At 66.2% G+C, this 16611-nt stretch carries 16 protein-coding genes; 9 read left to right on the forward strand and 7 right to left on the reverse strand.

The window, feature by feature from the left end; all coding sequences use genetic code 11:
* Positions 1 to 359 precede the first annotated feature (359 nt).
* The 4 genes from QX108_RS24715 to QX108_RS24730 all read left to right on the forward strand — a co-directional run bounded on the left by QX108_RS24715 (position 360) and on the right by QX108_RS24730 (position 3504).
* The gene (locus tag QX108_RS24715) at positions 360 to 875 is read left to right on the forward strand and encodes a CAP domain-containing protein (protein ID WP_172110559.1); all 516 of its coding nucleotides are present in this window, start codon (positions 360 to 362) and stop codon (positions 873 to 875) included.
* A 142-nt stretch (positions 876 to 1017) separates the two neighbouring features.
* On the forward strand, positions 1018 to 2193 hold the full coding sequence (locus tag QX108_RS24720) for a patatin-like phospholipase family protein (protein ID WP_315783485.1): 1176 nt from the start codon (positions 1018 to 1020) through the stop codon (positions 2191 to 2193).
* Positions 2194 to 2198: 5 nt separating this feature from the next.
* Positions 2199 to 2990 (forward strand): 3-hydroxybutyrate dehydrogenase, encoded by a 792-nt coding sequence (locus tag QX108_RS24725; RefSeq protein ID WP_172184106.1) that lies wholly within the window; start codon positions 2199 to 2201, stop codon positions 2988 to 2990.
* Positions 2991 to 3252: 262 nt separating this feature from the next.
* A complete protein-coding gene (locus QX108_RS24730) occupies positions 3253 to 3504 on the forward strand; it encodes a SemiSWEET transporter (protein WP_006614646.1) in 252 nt (83 codons plus the stop codon).
* Between the two features lie 16 nt (positions 3505 to 3520).
* Here QX108_RS24730 and QX108_RS24735 read toward each other — a convergent pair whose 3' ends face one another.
* From QX108_RS24735 to QX108_RS24745, 3 genes are all read right to left on the reverse strand, one after another.
* On the reverse strand, positions 3521 to 4180 hold the full coding sequence (locus QX108_RS24735) for a L,D-transpeptidase (RefSeq protein ID WP_315724441.1): 660 nt from the start codon (positions 4178 to 4180) through the stop codon (positions 3521 to 3523).
* Positions 4181 to 4356: 176 nt separating this feature from the next.
* Positions 4357 to 5730 carry a lipopolysaccharide biosynthesis protein gene (locus tag QX108_RS24740; RefSeq protein WP_315783488.1) on the reverse strand — a complete coding sequence of 458 codons (1374 nt, stop codon included), beginning with the start codon at positions 5728 to 5730 and terminating at the stop codon, positions 4357 to 4359.
* A gap of 102 nt (positions 5731 to 5832) precedes the next feature.
* Positions 5833 to 6672 (reverse strand): protein-disulfide reductase DsbD domain-containing protein, encoded by an 840-nt coding sequence (locus tag QX108_RS24745; protein ID WP_315783490.1) that lies wholly within the window; start codon positions 6670 to 6672, stop codon positions 5833 to 5835.
* Positions 6673 to 6808: 136 nt separating this feature from the next.
* Between QX108_RS24745 and QX108_RS24750 the strand changes: the two genes are divergently transcribed.
* Positions 6809 to 7459, forward strand: a complete 651-nt coding sequence (locus QX108_RS24750; RefSeq protein ID WP_315724447.1) for a YqgE/AlgH family protein — start codon at positions 6809 to 6811, stop codon at positions 7457 to 7459.
* Between the two features lie 182 nt (positions 7460 to 7641).
* Here QX108_RS24750 and QX108_RS24755 read toward each other — a convergent pair whose 3' ends face one another.
* The gene (locus QX108_RS24755; protein ID WP_315783492.1) at positions 7642 to 8529 is read right to left on the reverse strand and encodes a TauD/TfdA family dioxygenase; all 888 of its coding nucleotides are present in this window, start codon (positions 8527 to 8529) and stop codon (positions 7642 to 7644) included.
* 134 nt (positions 8530 to 8663) lie between these two features.
* Positions 8664 to 9443 (reverse strand): SDR family NAD(P)-dependent oxidoreductase, encoded by a 780-nt coding sequence (locus QX108_RS24760; protein ID WP_315783494.1) that lies wholly within the window; start codon positions 9441 to 9443, stop codon positions 8664 to 8666.
* A gap of 137 nt (positions 9444 to 9580) precedes the next feature.
* Between QX108_RS24760 and QX108_RS24765 the strand changes: the two genes are divergently transcribed.
* From QX108_RS24765 to QX108_RS24775, 3 genes are all read left to right on the forward strand, one after another.
* Complete coding sequence (locus tag QX108_RS24765) at positions 9581 to 10720, forward strand: PQQ-dependent sugar dehydrogenase (RefSeq protein ID WP_315724453.1); 1140 nt, start codon at positions 9581 to 9583, stop codon at positions 10718 to 10720.
* Between the two features lie 73 nt (positions 10721 to 10793).
* Positions 10794 to 11528, forward strand: a complete 735-nt coding sequence (locus tag QX108_RS24770; RefSeq protein WP_172134424.1) for an SDR family NAD(P)-dependent oxidoreductase — start codon at positions 10794 to 10796, stop codon at positions 11526 to 11528.
* Between the two features lie 75 nt (positions 11529 to 11603).
* A complete protein-coding gene (locus tag QX108_RS24775) occupies positions 11604 to 11972 on the forward strand; it encodes a CsbD family protein (protein ID WP_315783496.1) in 369 nt (122 codons plus the stop codon).
* Between the two features lie 129 nt (positions 11973 to 12101).
* Here QX108_RS24775 and QX108_RS24780 read toward each other — a convergent pair whose 3' ends face one another.
* Together QX108_RS24780 and QX108_RS24785 are read right to left on the reverse strand one after the other, a co-directional pair.
* Complete coding sequence (locus tag QX108_RS24780; protein WP_315724458.1) at positions 12102 to 13937, reverse strand: DUF459 domain-containing protein; 1836 nt, start codon at positions 13935 to 13937, stop codon at positions 12102 to 12104.
* 150 nt (positions 13938 to 14087) lie between these two features.
* Positions 14088 to 15488 carry a lytic murein transglycosylase gene (locus tag QX108_RS24785; RefSeq protein ID WP_315783498.1) on the reverse strand — a complete coding sequence of 467 codons (1401 nt, stop codon included), beginning with the start codon at positions 15486 to 15488 and terminating at the stop codon, positions 14088 to 14090.
* A 218-nt stretch (positions 15489 to 15706) separates the two neighbouring features.
* Here QX108_RS24785 and galU point away from each other — a divergent pair, with 218 nt between their 5' ends.
* Positions 15707 to 16588 carry a UTP--glucose-1-phosphate uridylyltransferase GalU gene (gene galU / locus QX108_RS24790; protein ID WP_315724462.1) on the forward strand — a complete coding sequence of 294 codons (882 nt, stop codon included), beginning with the start codon at positions 15707 to 15709 and terminating at the stop codon, positions 16586 to 16588.
* Positions 16589 to 16611 lie beyond the last annotated feature (23 nt).

The raw sequence follows: 16611 nt of genomic DNA on the forward strand, positions 1-16611 counted from the left end.
ACTGTTCATCTGCACGCTGGCTCCTCAACCATCAGTGTCGTCCCGGACAAGCCCGGCAACGCGAAAGCGTTGGCGGGCGCCGATCCGGGATCCATACTCCGTGCAGCCTGTTCGAGGCACGCTGGAGCGGCATCACGTCTCACCAGAGCCGCTGCGGATTATGGGTCCCGGCGCGGAGGCCGGGACGACACCGAGGGTGTTGCGCCGTCCTTGGCTTGACCGAACTGGCATTATGGTTGACGAACCGTTGCCGGCCGGAACGGCTCGAATTGCATCGATGGAACTTACCGTCGATTCACCTTTCAGCCACGGTTGATGTGCAACAACCCGCCTCTGTTATCGGCATAGGGATCGGTTCATTGAAGCATCGGGCAATCGCTTTCTCCATCGCATTCCTGCTCGCCGGCTGCGCGGCGGAGGCGCCGGTCGTGCAGGCGCCGACCATGTATGCCGACATGGCGGTTGCCGGAGCGAAGCTCGATGCCGTCGCTGCCGCGACGATGATCTCACAGTACCGTCAGAACAACGGGCTCGGCACGGTCGAGGTCGACCCCGAGCTGATGCGGCTCGCGGAGTCGCAATCGAACGCGATGGCCGACAAGAACAAGCTCGATCACGACGTGCGTGCGCCGCTGGCCAAGCGCCTGACGGGTGCGGGCTATGATGCGGTGGTGGCGGTGGAGAATGTCTCGGCCGGCTACCATACGCTGGCGGAGGCCTTTTCCGGCTGGCGGGACTCGCCGCCGCACCGGGCCAACATGCTCAAGACGGGTGTCACCAAAATAGGCATCGCCGCGAGCTACGCGCCCAATACCAAGTACAAGGTGTTCTGGACCATGATTCTGGCCACGCCGGATGCCAAGAAGCCGTCGTGACAGGCAGGCCTGCCGCAGCCTTGCGCACTGGTACCGCGTCCGCGGCGATCTCGTGTGACGGTCGTCACCCAGACCTTGGGGTGGATTGACGTCACCGCGAAGTGACGCCACGTTGGCGCTTGTTTTGCTAATGACCGCCGTAATGACGCAACATCCATTTCCCCCGCAGCCCGCAACCCCCACCCAGTCGCAACGTGTTCTCGTCCTGCAGGGCGGCGGCGCGCTCGGCTCCTATCAGGCCGGCGCCTACCAGGCGCTGTGTCATTTCGACTTCGAGCCGGAATGGGTCGCCGGTATTTCGATCGGCGCGATCAATGCCGCGATCATCGCCGGCAATGACCGCGACAAGCGCATCGGCCGTCTCAAGGAGTTCTGGGAGATGGTGTCGTCCCCGGTGCCTTGGAAGCCGCTGCTCGACGGTGACCATCACCGCTCGGCCTTCAACGAGGCGAGCGCGGCGCTCATCGCGGCGTTCGGCGTGCCCGGCTTCTTCACGCCGCGCTTCCCGCCGGCCCCGCTGTGGCCGGCCGGCAGCCTGCAATCCGTCAGCTACTACGACACTGCGCCGTTGAAGCGGACGCTCGAGCGGCTGGTCGATTTCGATCGCATCAACGACCTCAAGACGCGTCTGTCGGTCGGCGCCGTCGGCGTCACCACCGGCAACTTCACCTATTTCGACAATGTCGAATTCAAGAAGCAGGGCAAGCGTATCGGGCCTGAGCACATCATGGCCTCGGGCGCGCTGCCGCCCGGCTTCCCGCCGGTCGAGATCGACGGCGAGCATTACTGGGACGGCGGCATCGCGTCGAACACGCCGCTGGACTACGTGCTCGACAGCGAGACCGATCGCGATCTGCTGATCTTCCAGGTCGACCTGTTCTCCGCCCGTGGCGAACTGCCGCGAACACTGCTGGAAGCGGCCGAGCGCGAGAAGGACATCCGCTATTCCAGCCGGACGCGGATGAACACCGACAAGAACCGGATGATCCACAACACGCGCAAGGCGTTCCGCGAGCTTTACGCCAAGCTGCCCGACGAGCTGCGCAACGATCCCTCGCTGGAGATCCTGTGCAAGGCGGCGCAGGAGAACACCGTGACGGTGGTGCACCTGATCTATCGCAGCAAGAACTACGAGACGTCCTCCAAGGACTATGATTTCTCCCATGTCGCGATGATCGAGCATTGGGAGGCGGGCGTGCGCGACGTCCACCAATCGATGAGTCACAAGGACTGGCTGGAGCGGCCGCAGTCCGGCGAGACCATGGTCACCTACGATCTCACGCAGGACGGCGGCCTCGCCGCCGCCAAGAAGGAGTGAAGCACATGACGACGAATTTGAAGGGCAAGACCGCGGTCGTGACCGGCTCGACCAGCGGCATCGGGCTGGCCTATGCGCGCGCCTTTGCCTCGGCCGGGGCCAACATCGTGCTCAACGGCTTCGGCGCAGCCGCCGACATCGAGAAGGAGCGCGCCGCGATCGAGAGCGACTTCAAGGTGAAGGCCGTGCACTCGCCGGCCGACATGAGCAAGCCGGCCGAGATCGCCGGCATGATCGCGCTCGGCGAGACGACGTTCGGCTCGGTCGACATCCTTGTCAACAATGCCGGCATCCAGTTCGTCTCGCCGGTCGAAGACTTCCCGCCGGAGAAGTGGGAGCAGATCATCGCCATCAATCTCTCCTCTGCCTTCTATGGCATCCGCGCCGCGGTGCCGGGCATGAAGAAGCGCGGCTGGGGCCGCATCATCAACACGGCCTCCGCGCACTCGCTGGTGGCCTCGCCGTTCAAGTCGGCCTATGTCTCGGCCAAGCACGGCATCGCCGGGCTCACCAAGACGGTGGCGCTCGAGCTCGCCACCTTCAAGATCACCTGCAACTGCATCTCGCCGGGCTACGTCTGGACGCCGCTGGTCGAGAAGCAGATCCCCGACACGATGAAGGCGCGCAATCTCACCAAGGAGCAGGTCATCAACGACGTGCTGCTGGCGGCACAGCCGACCAAGGAGTTCGTGACGTCGGAGCAGGTGGCGGCGCTGGCGCTGTTCCTGTGCGGTGACGATGCCGCGCAGATCACCGGCACCAATCTGTCGATCGACGGCGGCTGGACCGCCGCGTAGCTTTGTTCGATTGGGGCGGGGCCTGCCCCACCCTTGCTGTCATCGTCCGCGCAGGCGGACGATCCAGTATTCCAGAGACGGCAGTCCGTGATGGAGAGGCCGCGGCGTACTGGATTCCCCGCCTTCGCGGGGAATGACCGAGGGTGTCGCGAGGTCGAGCGCCTCTCACGCGAAGCGATCAAATTCGCGCCGGAGCGGGTTTCGCTTCGGCGCGCGCTATTCTACAAGCGTGCGTTTCCACGGCTAGCGCACGGACCTCATCTTGCTGACCACCATTATCGGCCTCGGCGCCGCCACCTGCACCACATGCTCGTTCCTGCCCCAGGTCATCAAGGCGTGGCGCTCGCGCTCGACCCACGACATCTCGATGGGCATGTTTGTGCTGCAGACCACCGGCAACTCGATGTGGCTGCTCTACGGCGCGCTGATCAGCGACCTGCCGCTGGTCGTCGCCAACGCCATCACGCTGGGCCTGGTCGCGGCGATCCTCGGCCTGAAGCTGCGCTACGGTTAGAATAGGGCCTGAGGCCTCAGCTGCGGCGCGCGAAGATGTTCGTGCTGGTGGCGGCGACGCTCTGGCCGGGCGGCAGCACGACCACGGTCGAGCCGAGCTGCACGCGGCTGTAGAGATCGGCGACGTCGGTATTGGTCATGCGGATGCAGCCGGACGAGATCGCCTGGCCGATATATTCCGGCTGGTTGGTGCCGTGGATGCGGTACAGCGAGTCCTTGTTGCCCTCGTAGAGATAGATCGCGCGGGCGCCGAGCGGATTGGCGGGGCCGCCGGCGACGCGCTTCGGATACGGCCCGAGCCGGGCCTGGATCTCGGCGGTGGGAACCCAGTCCGGCCATTCGGCGAGCTTGCCGACCGTGGCGACGCCGTGGAAGGCCTGCGCCTCCTCGCCGACGGCGACGCCGTAGCGGATCGCCTTGCGTTCGGGCAGCACGTAGTAGAGGAAGCGCGCATCGGTATCGACGACGATCGTGCCCGGCTGCTCCTGCCGCGTGTATTCGACGATGTGGCGCTGGAACTGCTGCGGGATCTGCGCCTCGGCGTAGGGGGCGCGCGCGAGCAGCTGACGATCGCGGGGTGTGAGCGCTGCATCGGAGGTCGGCGACAACGTCGCTTCCATGCAGCCGGCCACCAACAAGGTGCCGGCCAGCGACACTGCGAGCCCCAGTCTCGACATCTCGATCTCCCCCAACGCGCGGTCGAATTCATGTGCCCGGAGGATCGCGCCAATATCAAGGCGTTGCACCCAACACTTGCGTGATCGCTGCGTGTCCCAGGCTGCGGTGATGCGACGCTCTCAGTTCCGTCAGGCGAAGGTCAAGATGACGCAACAGATGCGTCGAGACCGGTTCCTCACGATGCCTTGCCGAAGGCGAGAACGTGAAGCCCGAGGCGCTGCTTGACGATACGGAACAGCAGCACGGTCTCGAACGCGAGGGACAGCGAGGTGGCGGCCGCCGCGCCATGGCCGCCGAACTGCGGCACCAGCAGGATGCACAAAATGAGGTTCATCACGAACGCCGCCGCATAGGCCATCGCGCAGGCGCGCTGCTGGCCGAGCATGTTGAGGAGGCGTTCGACGGGACCGATCGCGGAGCGGACCACGAGGCCGATCGCGGCGATGAACATGATGTCGTAGCCCGCAGTGAATTGCGCGCCGAACAGCCACAGCAGCGGCTTGCCGAGCGCGAGCAGCACCAGCGTCGCCGCCAGCGACGGCCAGAACGTCCATTTGATCGCGTAGGCCACATAGGCCGACAGTCGCGCCTTGTCGCCGAGCGCGTGATATTCGGCGAAGCGATGCGCCGTCGTCGCCGACATCGCGTAGTGGATGAACGACACCAGCGCGAGCGTCTTGACGACTGCGAAATAGATGCCGACCTCCTCGGAGGAACGGAATTGCTGCAGCACCAGCACGTCGGTGTAGGACAGCAGCAGATAGAAGCTCTCGACCAGCAGGATCGGCAGCGAGATCGCGAGCCAGCCGCGCAGATCGTATTGTTTGCGCCCCGCCTCGATGTGGCGGCCGAGCCTGCGGTTCAGCACCAGCATCTGGCCGAGCATCGCGAGCCACACCGCCGCCGCGCTCGCGGCCATCGCCACGGTGGCGCCGAGCTGCAGCCCGAGCATGAATGCGCCGGCGGTGAAGCCGATGATCAGCGTCTGGCGGATGATGAATTGCGGCATCAGCCCGAGCGCCATCCAGTCGTGCGAGCGCGCGATGCCGTCCTGGGTGTTGGCGACGACGAAGGCGGGCAGCGTGAGGCAGCCGATGTAGAGCGGCATGCGCTCGCTGGCGTCGATCCACGGCGACAGCAGCGCGATCAATCCGGCGAGCAGCAGCGCGGCGACCGTGGACGTCGCCAAGGTCAGCCAGCGGCCGCCGGAGAGAAAGCCGCGCAGCAGCGCGTGCTGGCCCGAGGTGCGGTAGTCCGGGATGATCTTCTGCGCCGAGGAGGCGATGCCGAAATCGAGCATGCTGCCGAGCAGCAGCACCCAGGTCCAGACATAGACGTAGGTGCCGTAGTCCGAGCCGCCCATCCAGCGCGCCAGCAGGATCTGGCTGAGATAAGCGAGGCCGGCGCTGAGCACGCGGATCAGGAAGATGGTGCCGGCCAGCCGCCGCGTCAGCGACGCTTCGCCGCTGCCGCCGAGCGCGCGCAGGCGCGCTTTCAGCCGGGCTGCGAGGCCTGATGATGCGGTGGTGCGGGCGTCGATCACGGCCACGGCGAAGGCTCCACGGCCGCACGGAGGGCGGCGAGGATCCTGTCCTATCAACGCATCGTTAAGAATGGGTTGGACGGGCTGTGCCCGGTCCGCCGGCGCGGCTCATGGCAGGTTGACGTTGAACTCGTAGGCCCTGTCGGGCGCCACCAGAGTGAACTTCAGCGCCGCTCCATCGGGCTTGACGCCGGGCGGCACGCCGTCGAGCTCGAAGGCGAAGCGCTTGATGCCGGGCGTGTCGCTGTCGCGCGCTTGCGGGATCGGCAAGGCCCAGTCCGGCGTCGGTCCCTCGACATAGAGATGGATGCCGCGCGGATCAGCCGCGGCAACATCGACGATGACGTCCTTCTTGCCGTCGCGCCTGACACTGCGGATCGTCAACGGAGTGGCGTCACCGACATTGGCGGGCTTCGGCACCGTGTCGAGCGCGGCCGACAGCGACGCGTCCTCGGTGCTGGCGACGCTGGTGAAGGCGAGCTCCGCCTTGGCTTCCACCGGGATGCAGATCTTCTCGCAGACGGCGTAGCTGATGTCGGCGCGCAACGTCATCGGCTTGTCGGCGCTCTTGGCCACGATGCGCAACGGCAGCACGACCTGATCGTGATAGCCGAGCGAATGTCCGCCGGCGCCGTCGTCGAACTTGGTCGGCGCCGGCCACAGGACGGTCACCGCTTCGACATTGTCCGACTTGGAAAAGTCGAATCGCGGCGGCACACCGGAATCGCCGGGCGTGCGCCAGTACGTCTTCCATCCCGGCTGCAGCTGGATGGCGATGCCGCCGAGCATGACCGGCCCGCTGCGCGACCCTGCGAGCAGGCGGATCGCGGAGTGGCCGTCGCGCTGCCAGGGCGAGGAATCCTGCGCCCGTGCTCCGGCACAAGGCCAGGACAGCACAACGACGGCGGCGAGCAGTGTGGCGGGAAGACGAGGAACCAAGGCGGACATGAGACGTCTTTAAAGTTTGGATCGGGCGCAAACCATTGAATTGCTTGTGAGCGGATTCGGACGCTGAGGCCTGAACCTTGATTGACAGATGCGCATCCCAATATCAGGATATCAACCATCATGAGAGTCCTTGCGGATGAATCCTGAAGCAAAAAGGCTGGGCGACATTCGCCGCAAAATGACCGGGATCGGGGATCATGCCTCTCAAGGCGGTTACCTCGACGGCCAGTTGCTGGTCGCAATGCCGGTGATGGGTGATTCCCGCTTCGAGCGCTCCGTGATCTATCTGTGCGCCCACTCCGCCGAAGGCGCCATGGGTATCATGGTGAACCGGCCGGCCGGCAGCATCGATTTCCCGCAGCTCCTGATGCAACTGAATATCATCGAGAAGGGCGACCAGATCAGCCTGCCGGACAGCGCCGAGACCATGAAGGTGCTGAGCGGCGGTCCCGTCGATACCGGCCGCGGTTTCGTGCTGCATTCGAGCGACTACTTCATCGCCAACGCGACGTTGAAGATCAACGACGGCGTGTGCCTGACGACGACGATCGACATCCTCAAGGCGATCGCCAAGGGCAACGGCCCGAAGCACGCCATTCTCGCGCTCGGCTATGCCGGCTGGCGTGCCGGCCAGCTCGAGGAGGAGATCCAGGACAATGGCTGGCTGCACTGCGACGCCGATCCCGAGCTGATCTTCGGCGATAATGTCGATGACAAATACGATCTGGCCTTGCGCAAGATCGGCATCGATCCGGGCATGCTTTCCAACGCCGCGGGCCATGCGTAGGTCTTCTCGATAGCGCACGTCCCGGCCCGGCGGCCTGACTGCCCGTCATAGTGGGCCGTCTGCCTCTCCACGGTCATTGCGAGTGCAGCGAAGCAATCCAGAGTCCCACGGCGACTCTGGAATGCGTCGTGGCTGCGCTCCTCGCAATGACGACCTCTTCTGACAGCCGCGGGGGAGACGAGCTACTCCGCCGCCTGCTGCGCCACCGTCGGCTCGGTGCCGGCCACCGTCGCGCGGCGCATGTCGCGGGGTTGCGACTGATCGTAGCGGCGCACGCGGTGCATGGTCTGGCGATTGTCCCACATGATGAGATCGTGTCGCGCCCATCTGTGGACGTAGACGAACTCCGGCTGCGTGGCGTGTTCGGTGAGATCGCGCAGCAGCAGTCGTCCTTCGGGCATGCTCATGCCAAGCACCGCGCCGGCATGCGATGATAGATACAGCGATTTGCGGCCATGCGCCGGATGCGTGCGCACCAGGCGCTGCCTGACCGGCTTGAACATCGCCTTCTCCTCCTCGGTGTAGTCGAGGAAGCCGAGCGAGCCGCGCGAATACATCAGCGAATGTTCGCAGACGAGATTCTCGATCTCCGCCTTGGTCTCCTGATCGAGCGCGTCATAGGCGGCGCGCATGTCGGCGAACTCGGTATTGCCGCCCTTCGGATTGACGATGCGCGCCGACAGGATCGAGTACTTCGCCGGGATCGGCCGGAACGAGCTGTCGGAATGCCACAGGCAGTTGCCGAGATTGAACAGATGCGTGCGATGGTCTGATGGCAGCGGCTTGCCGTCCTTGCCGAGGTTGGAGACGTCGTTCAGTCCGGTGGCGAGGCGATAGTCCTCCTTCTTCGTGACCGTACCGCCGCGCGCCTGCTCGCGCTCGCCGAAATTCAGCGCGAAGGCAAGCTGCTGCTCGTCGCTGATGTCCTGATCATGGAACACCAGCACGGCGTAGTGATCGATCGCGGCCTGCAATGCTGCGACGTCGTCGCGCGTGAGCGGAGTGCGCAGATCGACGCCCGAGACCTCGCCGACGAAATGGGGATGCAACTGCCGAATGGCGATCGCCATGGCGTCCTCCTTGCGTGCCCTCGTGATGGCGAACTGCCGTTCGCTTCTGGCCCCAAGGCTACGCCCGCAATGGATGAAGTCAATTCGTGCGTCGGGCAACCTCGCGCACGGCTGTCATGCCGGCCCGTCAGACGTCACGCGTTGCGGGCCATCAGTCCGCCGTCGACCGGAATGACGGCGCCGGTGATGAACGAGGCCGCCGGCAAGCACAGGCTCAGCGTCATATGCGCCACCTCCTCGGGATCGCCGTATCGTCCGAGCGCGGTGCGCCGTCTCGCATAAATGGCCTTCTGCTCGTCGGGAATGCGCGCGGTCATCGCCGTCGTGATCGGCCCCGGGCAGATGCAGTTGACGGTGATGCCGTCGCGGCCGAGCTCGACCGCGAGCGAGCGCGTCAGTCCGGTGACGCCCGCCTTGGCGGCGGAGTAGGCGCTGTGCAGCGCGGTCGCGCCGAGCGCCTCGGTCGAGGCGATGTTGACGATGCGCGGGCATCGCGACCGACGCAGGTGCGGCAGCGCGGCGCGGATGACGCGCTGCTGCGCCGTGAGCATCACGGAAAGACCCTTGGCCCAGGCGTCGTCATAGCTGTCGTCGTCGATCGCGACGCGCACCGAGATGCCGGCATTGTTGACGACGATGTCGAGCCCGCCGAAATGTGCCGCGGCCTCGTTGACCACGGCCGTGATGGCGTCGCGATCGGTCAGGTCGAGCTGCCAGGCGCGCGCCGTTCCGCCCGCCACCGCGATGGTCGTCGCCACGGCGTGCGCGCCGTCCGCGTCGATGTCGGTGACGGCGACCCGCGCCCCGTCGTCGGCGAACACGCGCGCGGTCGCACGGCCCATCCCGGATGCCGCACCCGTGATCAGGACGTTCAATCCCCGGACGGATCGGCTGAGTTGCTTGTGGTCCTGCATATTTGCGGCTCACGGAAAAATGCACATCGCGTCGGCGTCTTCGGGATTATCACTGATCGGACGCATTTGGTCAGCACCGATCCGACATGGCCGCATTCACGTTGCCTCACGACAGGGCTCAACGAACCGGAGTGATCATGGCGTTCAAGACAGTCATTGGCTTGGCTTTGGCAGCGGGATTGCTTGCTGCCGATGTGGCGCAGGCGGACGGCATCAACGCCGGTGGCCGCAAGGCCAGCGCCGTGCAGCCCTTCAATGCGCAGAGCGTAGCCGAATTCGATACGCCCTGGGCCATCGCCTTCCTGCCTGATGGCCGGATGCTGATCACGGAGAAGCCCGGACGGATCTACATCGTGACCCAGAGCGGCCAGAAGACAGAGATCGGCAACGTGCCGGCGGTGGCCGCACGCGGGCAGAACGGCCTGTTGGACATCGCGATCTCACCGGCCTTCGCGACGACGTCGCAGGTCTATATCAGCTATACCGAGCCGAGCACCGAGGGCAGCCGCCTCGTGCTCACCCGTGCCGTTCTGTCGCTGGCCAACGATCGCGCCATGCTGAGCGAACCGACGGTCATCTGGCGGCAGACGCCGGCGGGCGGCGGCGGTCAGCCCGGCGGCATCATCGCGTTCGATCCAGCCGGAACACATCTGTTCCTGACCGTCGGCGACCGCATGCAGCCGACCAGCGCCCAGGATCCACGCCAGGCCCGCGGCAAGGTGCTCAGGCTCAATCTCGATGGCGCGACGCCGTCGGATAATCCGATGGCCGAGGACAAGGGTGTGCGGGCCCAGACATGGACCACGGGCCATCGCAATCCCTATGGCCTTGCCTTCGCCCCGGACGGCCGGCTCTGGCTGCACGAGATGGGCCCGCGCGGCGGCGACGAGCTGAACCTGATCGAACCGGGAAAGAACTACGGCTGGCCGCTGGTCTCGAACGGCGACAATTACGACGGCACGCCGATCCCGCGTCATGCGACACGGCCGGACCTCACGGCGCCGCCGCTCTATTGGGATCCGGTGATCGCGCCCGCGGGCCTCGCTTTCTATGATGGCGCCTTGTTCCCGCAATGGAAGGGATCGGCGCTGATCGGGGGGCTCAGGGCGCATGCGCTGGTGCGCGTGGCGTTCCGTGGGGACGGCCAGCCGGACGAGGCCGAGCGCTGGGATATGGGTGAGCGCATCCGCGACGTTGCGGTGGCGCCCGATGGTGCGGTCTGGATCATCGAGGACGACTCGCCCGGCCGGCTCAAGCGGCTGACGCCTTCGAAGTGAGGCCGCTGGCGTTGACAGCGCGGCCGGTGCTCTCCACACAGGTCGAACAAACAACAAGACAAGGGCCAGGGAGATGAACGCGCTCGATTTCTCGGGACGGCAGGTGCTGGTGGTCGGCGGTTCCAGCGGCATCGGCAACGGCATCGCGCAGGCGTTTCGACAGCAGGGCGCTGAGGTCGCGGTCTGCGGCACGCGCGCCAGCGCGGCGGACTATGCGGCTGACGAAGGCTCCGATCTCGACGGGCTGGACTATCAGCAGCTCGATGTCAGCAATGCCGCCGCGATCGAGGCGTTCGCGCCGCGCTTCGGGCGGCTCGACGTGCTGGTGCTGGCACAGGGCGCGGTGCTGTACCGTCGCGGCGAGTTCGCGATGGACGGCTTCCGCAAGGTGATGGAGGTCAATCTCATCAGCTTGATGGCCTGTGCGACGAAGTTTCACAGTCTGCTGCGCGATGCCAAGGGCGCGCTGATCATCGTGTCGTCGACTGCGGCCTTTCATTCGACCATGGGCAATCCGGCCTACAACGCGTCCAAGACCGGCGCGGTCGGGCTGACACGGACGTTGGCCGAGGCGTGGGCCGCGGACGGCATCCGCGTCAACGGCATCGCGCCGGGTCTCGTCGATACCAAGATGACGAAGGTGACGACCGCCAATCCGCAGCGCCTCGAAGGCGCCCTGCAGCGCATTCCACTGAGGCGGCTGGGCACGCCGCAGGACATGGCAGGCGCGGCGTTGTTCCTCGCCTCGCCGCTGTCGTCCTACATCATCGGTCAGACCATCGTCGTCGATGGCGGCCTGATTTTGTAGTCGGCCGGAACCGTCCTCGTCCCTGCTGGTTAGCACAGCGGAAAGCCCGCAAACGCGAGACAAGGAGAAGCGGCGATGGATACGGATCGTTTGACCGGAACGGCGAAGGATGTCGCAGGCAAGGTCGAAGCCGGCATTGGCGAGATGACCGGCGACAAGAGCACCCAGGCGTCGGGGCGTGCGCGCGAGGCGTCGGGTGTCGTGCAGAATCTCTACGGTCAGGCCAAGGACGCCGCGCGCGATGCCGGCGATGCGGCCATGGACTACGCCAAGGACACGTTCGGCAGCAGCACCGACACGCTGCGTGATGGCACCCAGGCGCTGACCAAGCGGGTTCAGGACAATCCGATGGGCGCGCTGCTGGTCGCTGGCGGCATCGGCTTCATGCTCGCCATGCTGATGCGCCCCTCGAGCCGGCCGCAGCCGCAGCGCTGGCGCTACTGAGCTCTCGCACCGACGGTCAAAGCCTGAATAGAAACCGGCCCGCATTCCTGCGAATGCGGGCCGGTTTGTCATTCGAGGTATCGAGTCGCGTCACGGTCTGATCGTTGACCAATCTTGCTGCGTCCGCGATCAGCGGACGGGCCCGTCGAGCGCCGCCGCCGAACGGCCCACGGCTGCCGGCGGCCGTGGCGGGCCGTTGGGATTGCGGGCGGCCGGCGGCCGCGGTGGCGGCGCCGGCTGCTGTTGTGGCGCGCCGAAGCCGAAGAACTCCTGGAAGCCCCGGCCGTTCTGGTTCGCCTGCCCATTGGGGTTCGGCTGTTGCGCCTGACTGGGCGCTGCTTGCCCGGGCGCTGCCGGCGTCGTCAGCCGCTTGGGCCGCTGCTGCGGCGGAAGCTGGCCAGGGGCTGCCGGATTGGTCTCGGCCGGGGACGTCGACGCGACCGGCGTATCAGGCTTGGCAAGCTCCTTCGGCGGCTCCTTGGCCTGTTCGCGGCCGACCTCGCGGCGTGGCCAGGCGAAATCGTCGGCGCGTCCGGCTGGCGGGCTCAGCGCCTCGCCCTTGACCAGCGTCCGCGAGGCCAATGCGTCGACCGCCGCGGGGCGGGAGCCGGGGCCGCCGAGCAGTTGATCGGTACCGACCGACGAGGCCACCAGCGGCAGGATTGGTCCCGCCATCGGGCGCGGCGCGGGCTGGCCGGGGACCGCATTGGCGTCCGGCGTGGCCGGCTCGTTCGGCAGCTCCAGCGGTGTGGAGCGGGCCGCGAGCAGCCGGTTGATCTCGCGTTCGGCATAATGCGCCAGCTTGCGCGCGCCGGGCTTGGTGAAATAGACGCCGTCATAGGAGCGCAGCTGGCGGATCTGGCCTTCGAAATCCGGGCCCTTGTGCAGGAAGCGGCCGGCCTCGTCGACGAAGCCGTCCCAGACGTCGACATAGGTGATGCCGGTCTTGCCGGCGACGTCGCGATAAAGCGAATCCAGGAACAGCGTGTCGGCCGTGCCCTTGGGGCCGCGCACGGCGGGCAGGCCGACCCACAGCACCGGCACGCCCTTGGTCTTGGCGACCGCGATCAGCTCCTCGATCTTCTTGGTGTAGAGCTCGACCCAGCGCTCGTCGCGGAATTCGGTGAGGCCGCCCGGTGTGCGCGCGGTCCTCTCCGGCGCTGCGACGGCGGGAGCGTCGTTGTCGACCTCGTCCTGCGGCAGCTCACTGTCCGGCTTGGCGGCGGTGTCCGTCTTCGCGTCGGGCTTGGCATCCCCGGCCTTGGTGTCGCCTGGTTTGGCGTCGCCGGCCTTCGCCTCCCCAGACTTGGCATCCCCAGACTTGGCCTCTCCTGGCTTGGCGTCTCCAGGTTTCGCCTCGCCGGGCTTGGCCTTGGCGTCCTTCTTGGCCTTGTCCGCCTTCTTGTCGTCGGTCTTCTCGACGGCCGGCTCTCGGATCGAGATCCGGTCGTTGAGCCCCAGCATGATCACGATCGCGTCGGCGCGCTCGGTGGCCAGGATGCCCTTGGCGGCGGCGGCCCAGTCGGCCGGCTCGCCCTTGGGCTGGTACTTGATGAGACCGGAATTGGTCCTGATCCGCCGGGTGACGCCCATATCCGGTTGCTCCGAATAGGCGTCCTCCAGGCCGTAGGCGAGCCAGTCGGCCATGCCGTCGCCGAGCACCAGCACATAGCGGTCCGGGGCGCTGGCATTGTCGCGCTTCTCCGGCGGCGGCGCCTTGGAATAATCCTGGGTGACCTTCTTCGGCTGCTGCGGCTGATACGGCGAGAAGAAGTCGCCGCCGAACCAGCCTCCGCCACCGCCGCCGCCGCGAGGCGCCGGACGGGGTGAGGAGAACGGGTTGAAGTTGAAGAACTGGGCCGAGGCCGGGCCGGTGATTCCGACCAGCATGGCGATGACGACGGCCAGCACGACCGCCGGGCCGGGCTCGTTCAACAGCTTGAGGATGGACTTCAGCTTTGACATGCGCACCCGTCCGCACCTGCCGTGCGGCGAAACCGTGACCAACCATATAATAGGACCCGAATCAGGCCGCAAACGGGCATTCACCGGATGGTGTTGATGGCCCCCGGCAATCGCCCCAAAAGGTTACCGGAGCGGGCCGATCGAGGCAGATCAGCGTCCGCGCAGCCGTTCCAGCACGTCGGAGGTGGCAAAACCGTCCGCCGGCGCCCCGATCGAGGCCTGGAAGCTCCGCAACGCCTCGCGGGTCTGGCCGCCGAACTGGCCGTCGGGCGTGCCGCGGTAAAACCCGCGCTGGGCCAGCAGCTGCTGGAGCTCCAGCCGCTCGGCGCGCGACAGCGTGCGCTCCTCGCGCGGCCAGGCCTGCACGAACGGCGGTGCGCCGCGCAGGCGGTCGGCGAAATGCCCGATCGCCAGCGCATAGGCCTCGGCGGGATTGTATTTCATGATGACGCGAAAGTTCTGCAGCATCAGGAACCCGGGTCCCTGGGCGCCTGCTGGCGCCAGCAGATAGGCCTTCTCGGTCGTGGCGGGGAACGGCTGGCCGTTGGCGCGGCGCAGGCCCAGCTGCTCCCATTGACCGAAGCTCATGCTCTTGGCGCGGTCGGCCAGCATGTAGTTGAAGCCCTGCGGCACCACGACCTCGTAGCCCCAGCTCTGGCCGCTCTGCCAGCCGTCCTTCTTGAGGTTGTTGGCAGTCGAGGCGATCAGGTCGGCGGGGTTGTCGACGACGTCGCGGCGCCCGTCGCCGTCGGCATCCACCGCGAAGCGCTTGAAGGCGGTGGGCATGAACTGGGTCGGGCCGAAGGCCCCCGCCCAGGAGCCGCGGAGCTGCTCGGGCCTGAGATCGCCGCGGTTGAGGATCTCCAGCGCCGACAGGAACTCGTCCTTGAAATAGGCCTGGCGGCGGCCGATGCAGGCGAGCGTGGCAGTCGACTGCAGCACGCTGCGGTCACCGATCTGGGTCGAGTAGTTGGACTCGATGCCCCAGATCGCGGCGATGATGTAGCGGTCGACGCCATAGGCGCGTTCGACCGCATCGAACTGCGGCTTGTACTTCGCCAGCACCTCGCGGCCCTTGGCCATGCGATTGTCGTTCACCAGGATGTCGAGATAATCCCAGATCGACTTGGTGAATTCCGGCTGCGCGTCCATCAGGTCCATGATGCGCAGGTCCGGCGACAGGCCGGCGGTGAAGCGCTGGAAATTGTCCTGGGTGATGTTGCGGCGTGCGGCATCTGGCCACATCCCGGCGACGCACGCATCGAAATTGCCGGCGGCCTCGCGAATCGCGGCCGCGGTCATCAGCGGATGGCCGGAGGCGCCGTCCTCGCCGCTCCAGGGTTGCGGGCCGCCCGGGGAGGGAGCCTGCGCGGGCTGGCTCGGGCCTGGATTTCCCTTGGTCAGGGTCCCCGTAAACAGGCCGTCCAGGAAGTTCAGCGGATTGCCGGATTGCGCCAATGCGGAACCGGACACCACCGCCAACGCCGTGGCCAGAACCGCCGCCCCGGCACCGGCCTTCAGAGCTGTCAGCATCACGTTCCGTCGCATCATGTCTCGATCCAGATCGCGTGGAAGATCGGCCTCCACGAGGCCCGGTCCTGCTTAACGGCAGATTAACAAGGTTAACGATTTCCGCAGCGAAAATTAGCCTTTCGATCCGCCTCGCGCGGAACACTGGACCAACATCCGCCTTTGTTCTCGGCTGCAAACGAGCTACCTAAAATGCGATCGATTTCGCATTCATATCGCCACAAGGTCTAGTCATCCCCATGAAGATCCGCAAAGCCGTTTTTCCGGTCGCCGGTCTCGGCACCCGCGTCCTTCCCGCCACCAAGGCGATGCCGAAGGAGATGCTGACGATCGTCGACAAGCCGCTCATCCAATACGTCTTCGATGAAGCCAAGGAGGCCGGCATCGAGCATTTCGTGTTCGTCACCGGGCGCAACAAGACCGCGATCGAGGACCATTTCGACCGCATGTACGAACTCGACGCGACGCTCGCGGCGCGCGGCAAGAAGACCGAGATCGAGATCCTGGCGCGCGACCAGCCGGAGGCGGGCGCGGTCAGCTTCACCCGCCAGCAGGCGCCGCTCGGCCTCGGCCACGCCGTGTGGTGCGCGCGCGACATCGTCGGCGACGAGCCGTTCGCGGTGGTGCTGCCGGACGAGCTGGTGCTGAATTCGCCGGGCTGCCTGGCGCAGATGATTGCTGCGGCCAGCAAGCTGCCCGAGAAGAGCAACGTGCTCGCGGTGCAGGAGGTGCCGGCGGACCAGACCCATCAATACGGCATCTGCGGCGTAGGCCCGCGTGACGGCAAGATCTTCGAGGTCGACGGCATGGTCGAGAAGCCGGCCAAGGGCACCGCGCCGTCGAACTTCTCGATCACCGGGCGCTATATCTTGCAGCCGGAGATCTTCAAGATCCTGGCGACGCAGGAGCGCGGTGCCGGCGGCGAGATCCAGCTGACCGACGCGATGATCGGGCTGTCGAAGACGCAGAAATTCTATGGCGTGGATTTCGACGGCGAGCGGCATGATTGCGGCTCGAAGTCCGGCTTCCTGAAGGCCAACATCGCCTTCGCCATGGCGCGCGCCGATCTGCGCGACGGATTGCGCGCCGACATGAAGAAGTACCTCGAGGCCAAGATCTGATCGTAAGAGGCGAGCGGCTGGCG

The sequence above is a fragment of the Bradyrhizobium sp. SZCCHNR1002 genome (assembly GCF_032381435.1).
GTDB lineage: Bacteria > Pseudomonadota > Alphaproteobacteria > Rhizobiales > Xanthobacteraceae > Bradyrhizobium > Bradyrhizobium aeschynomenes.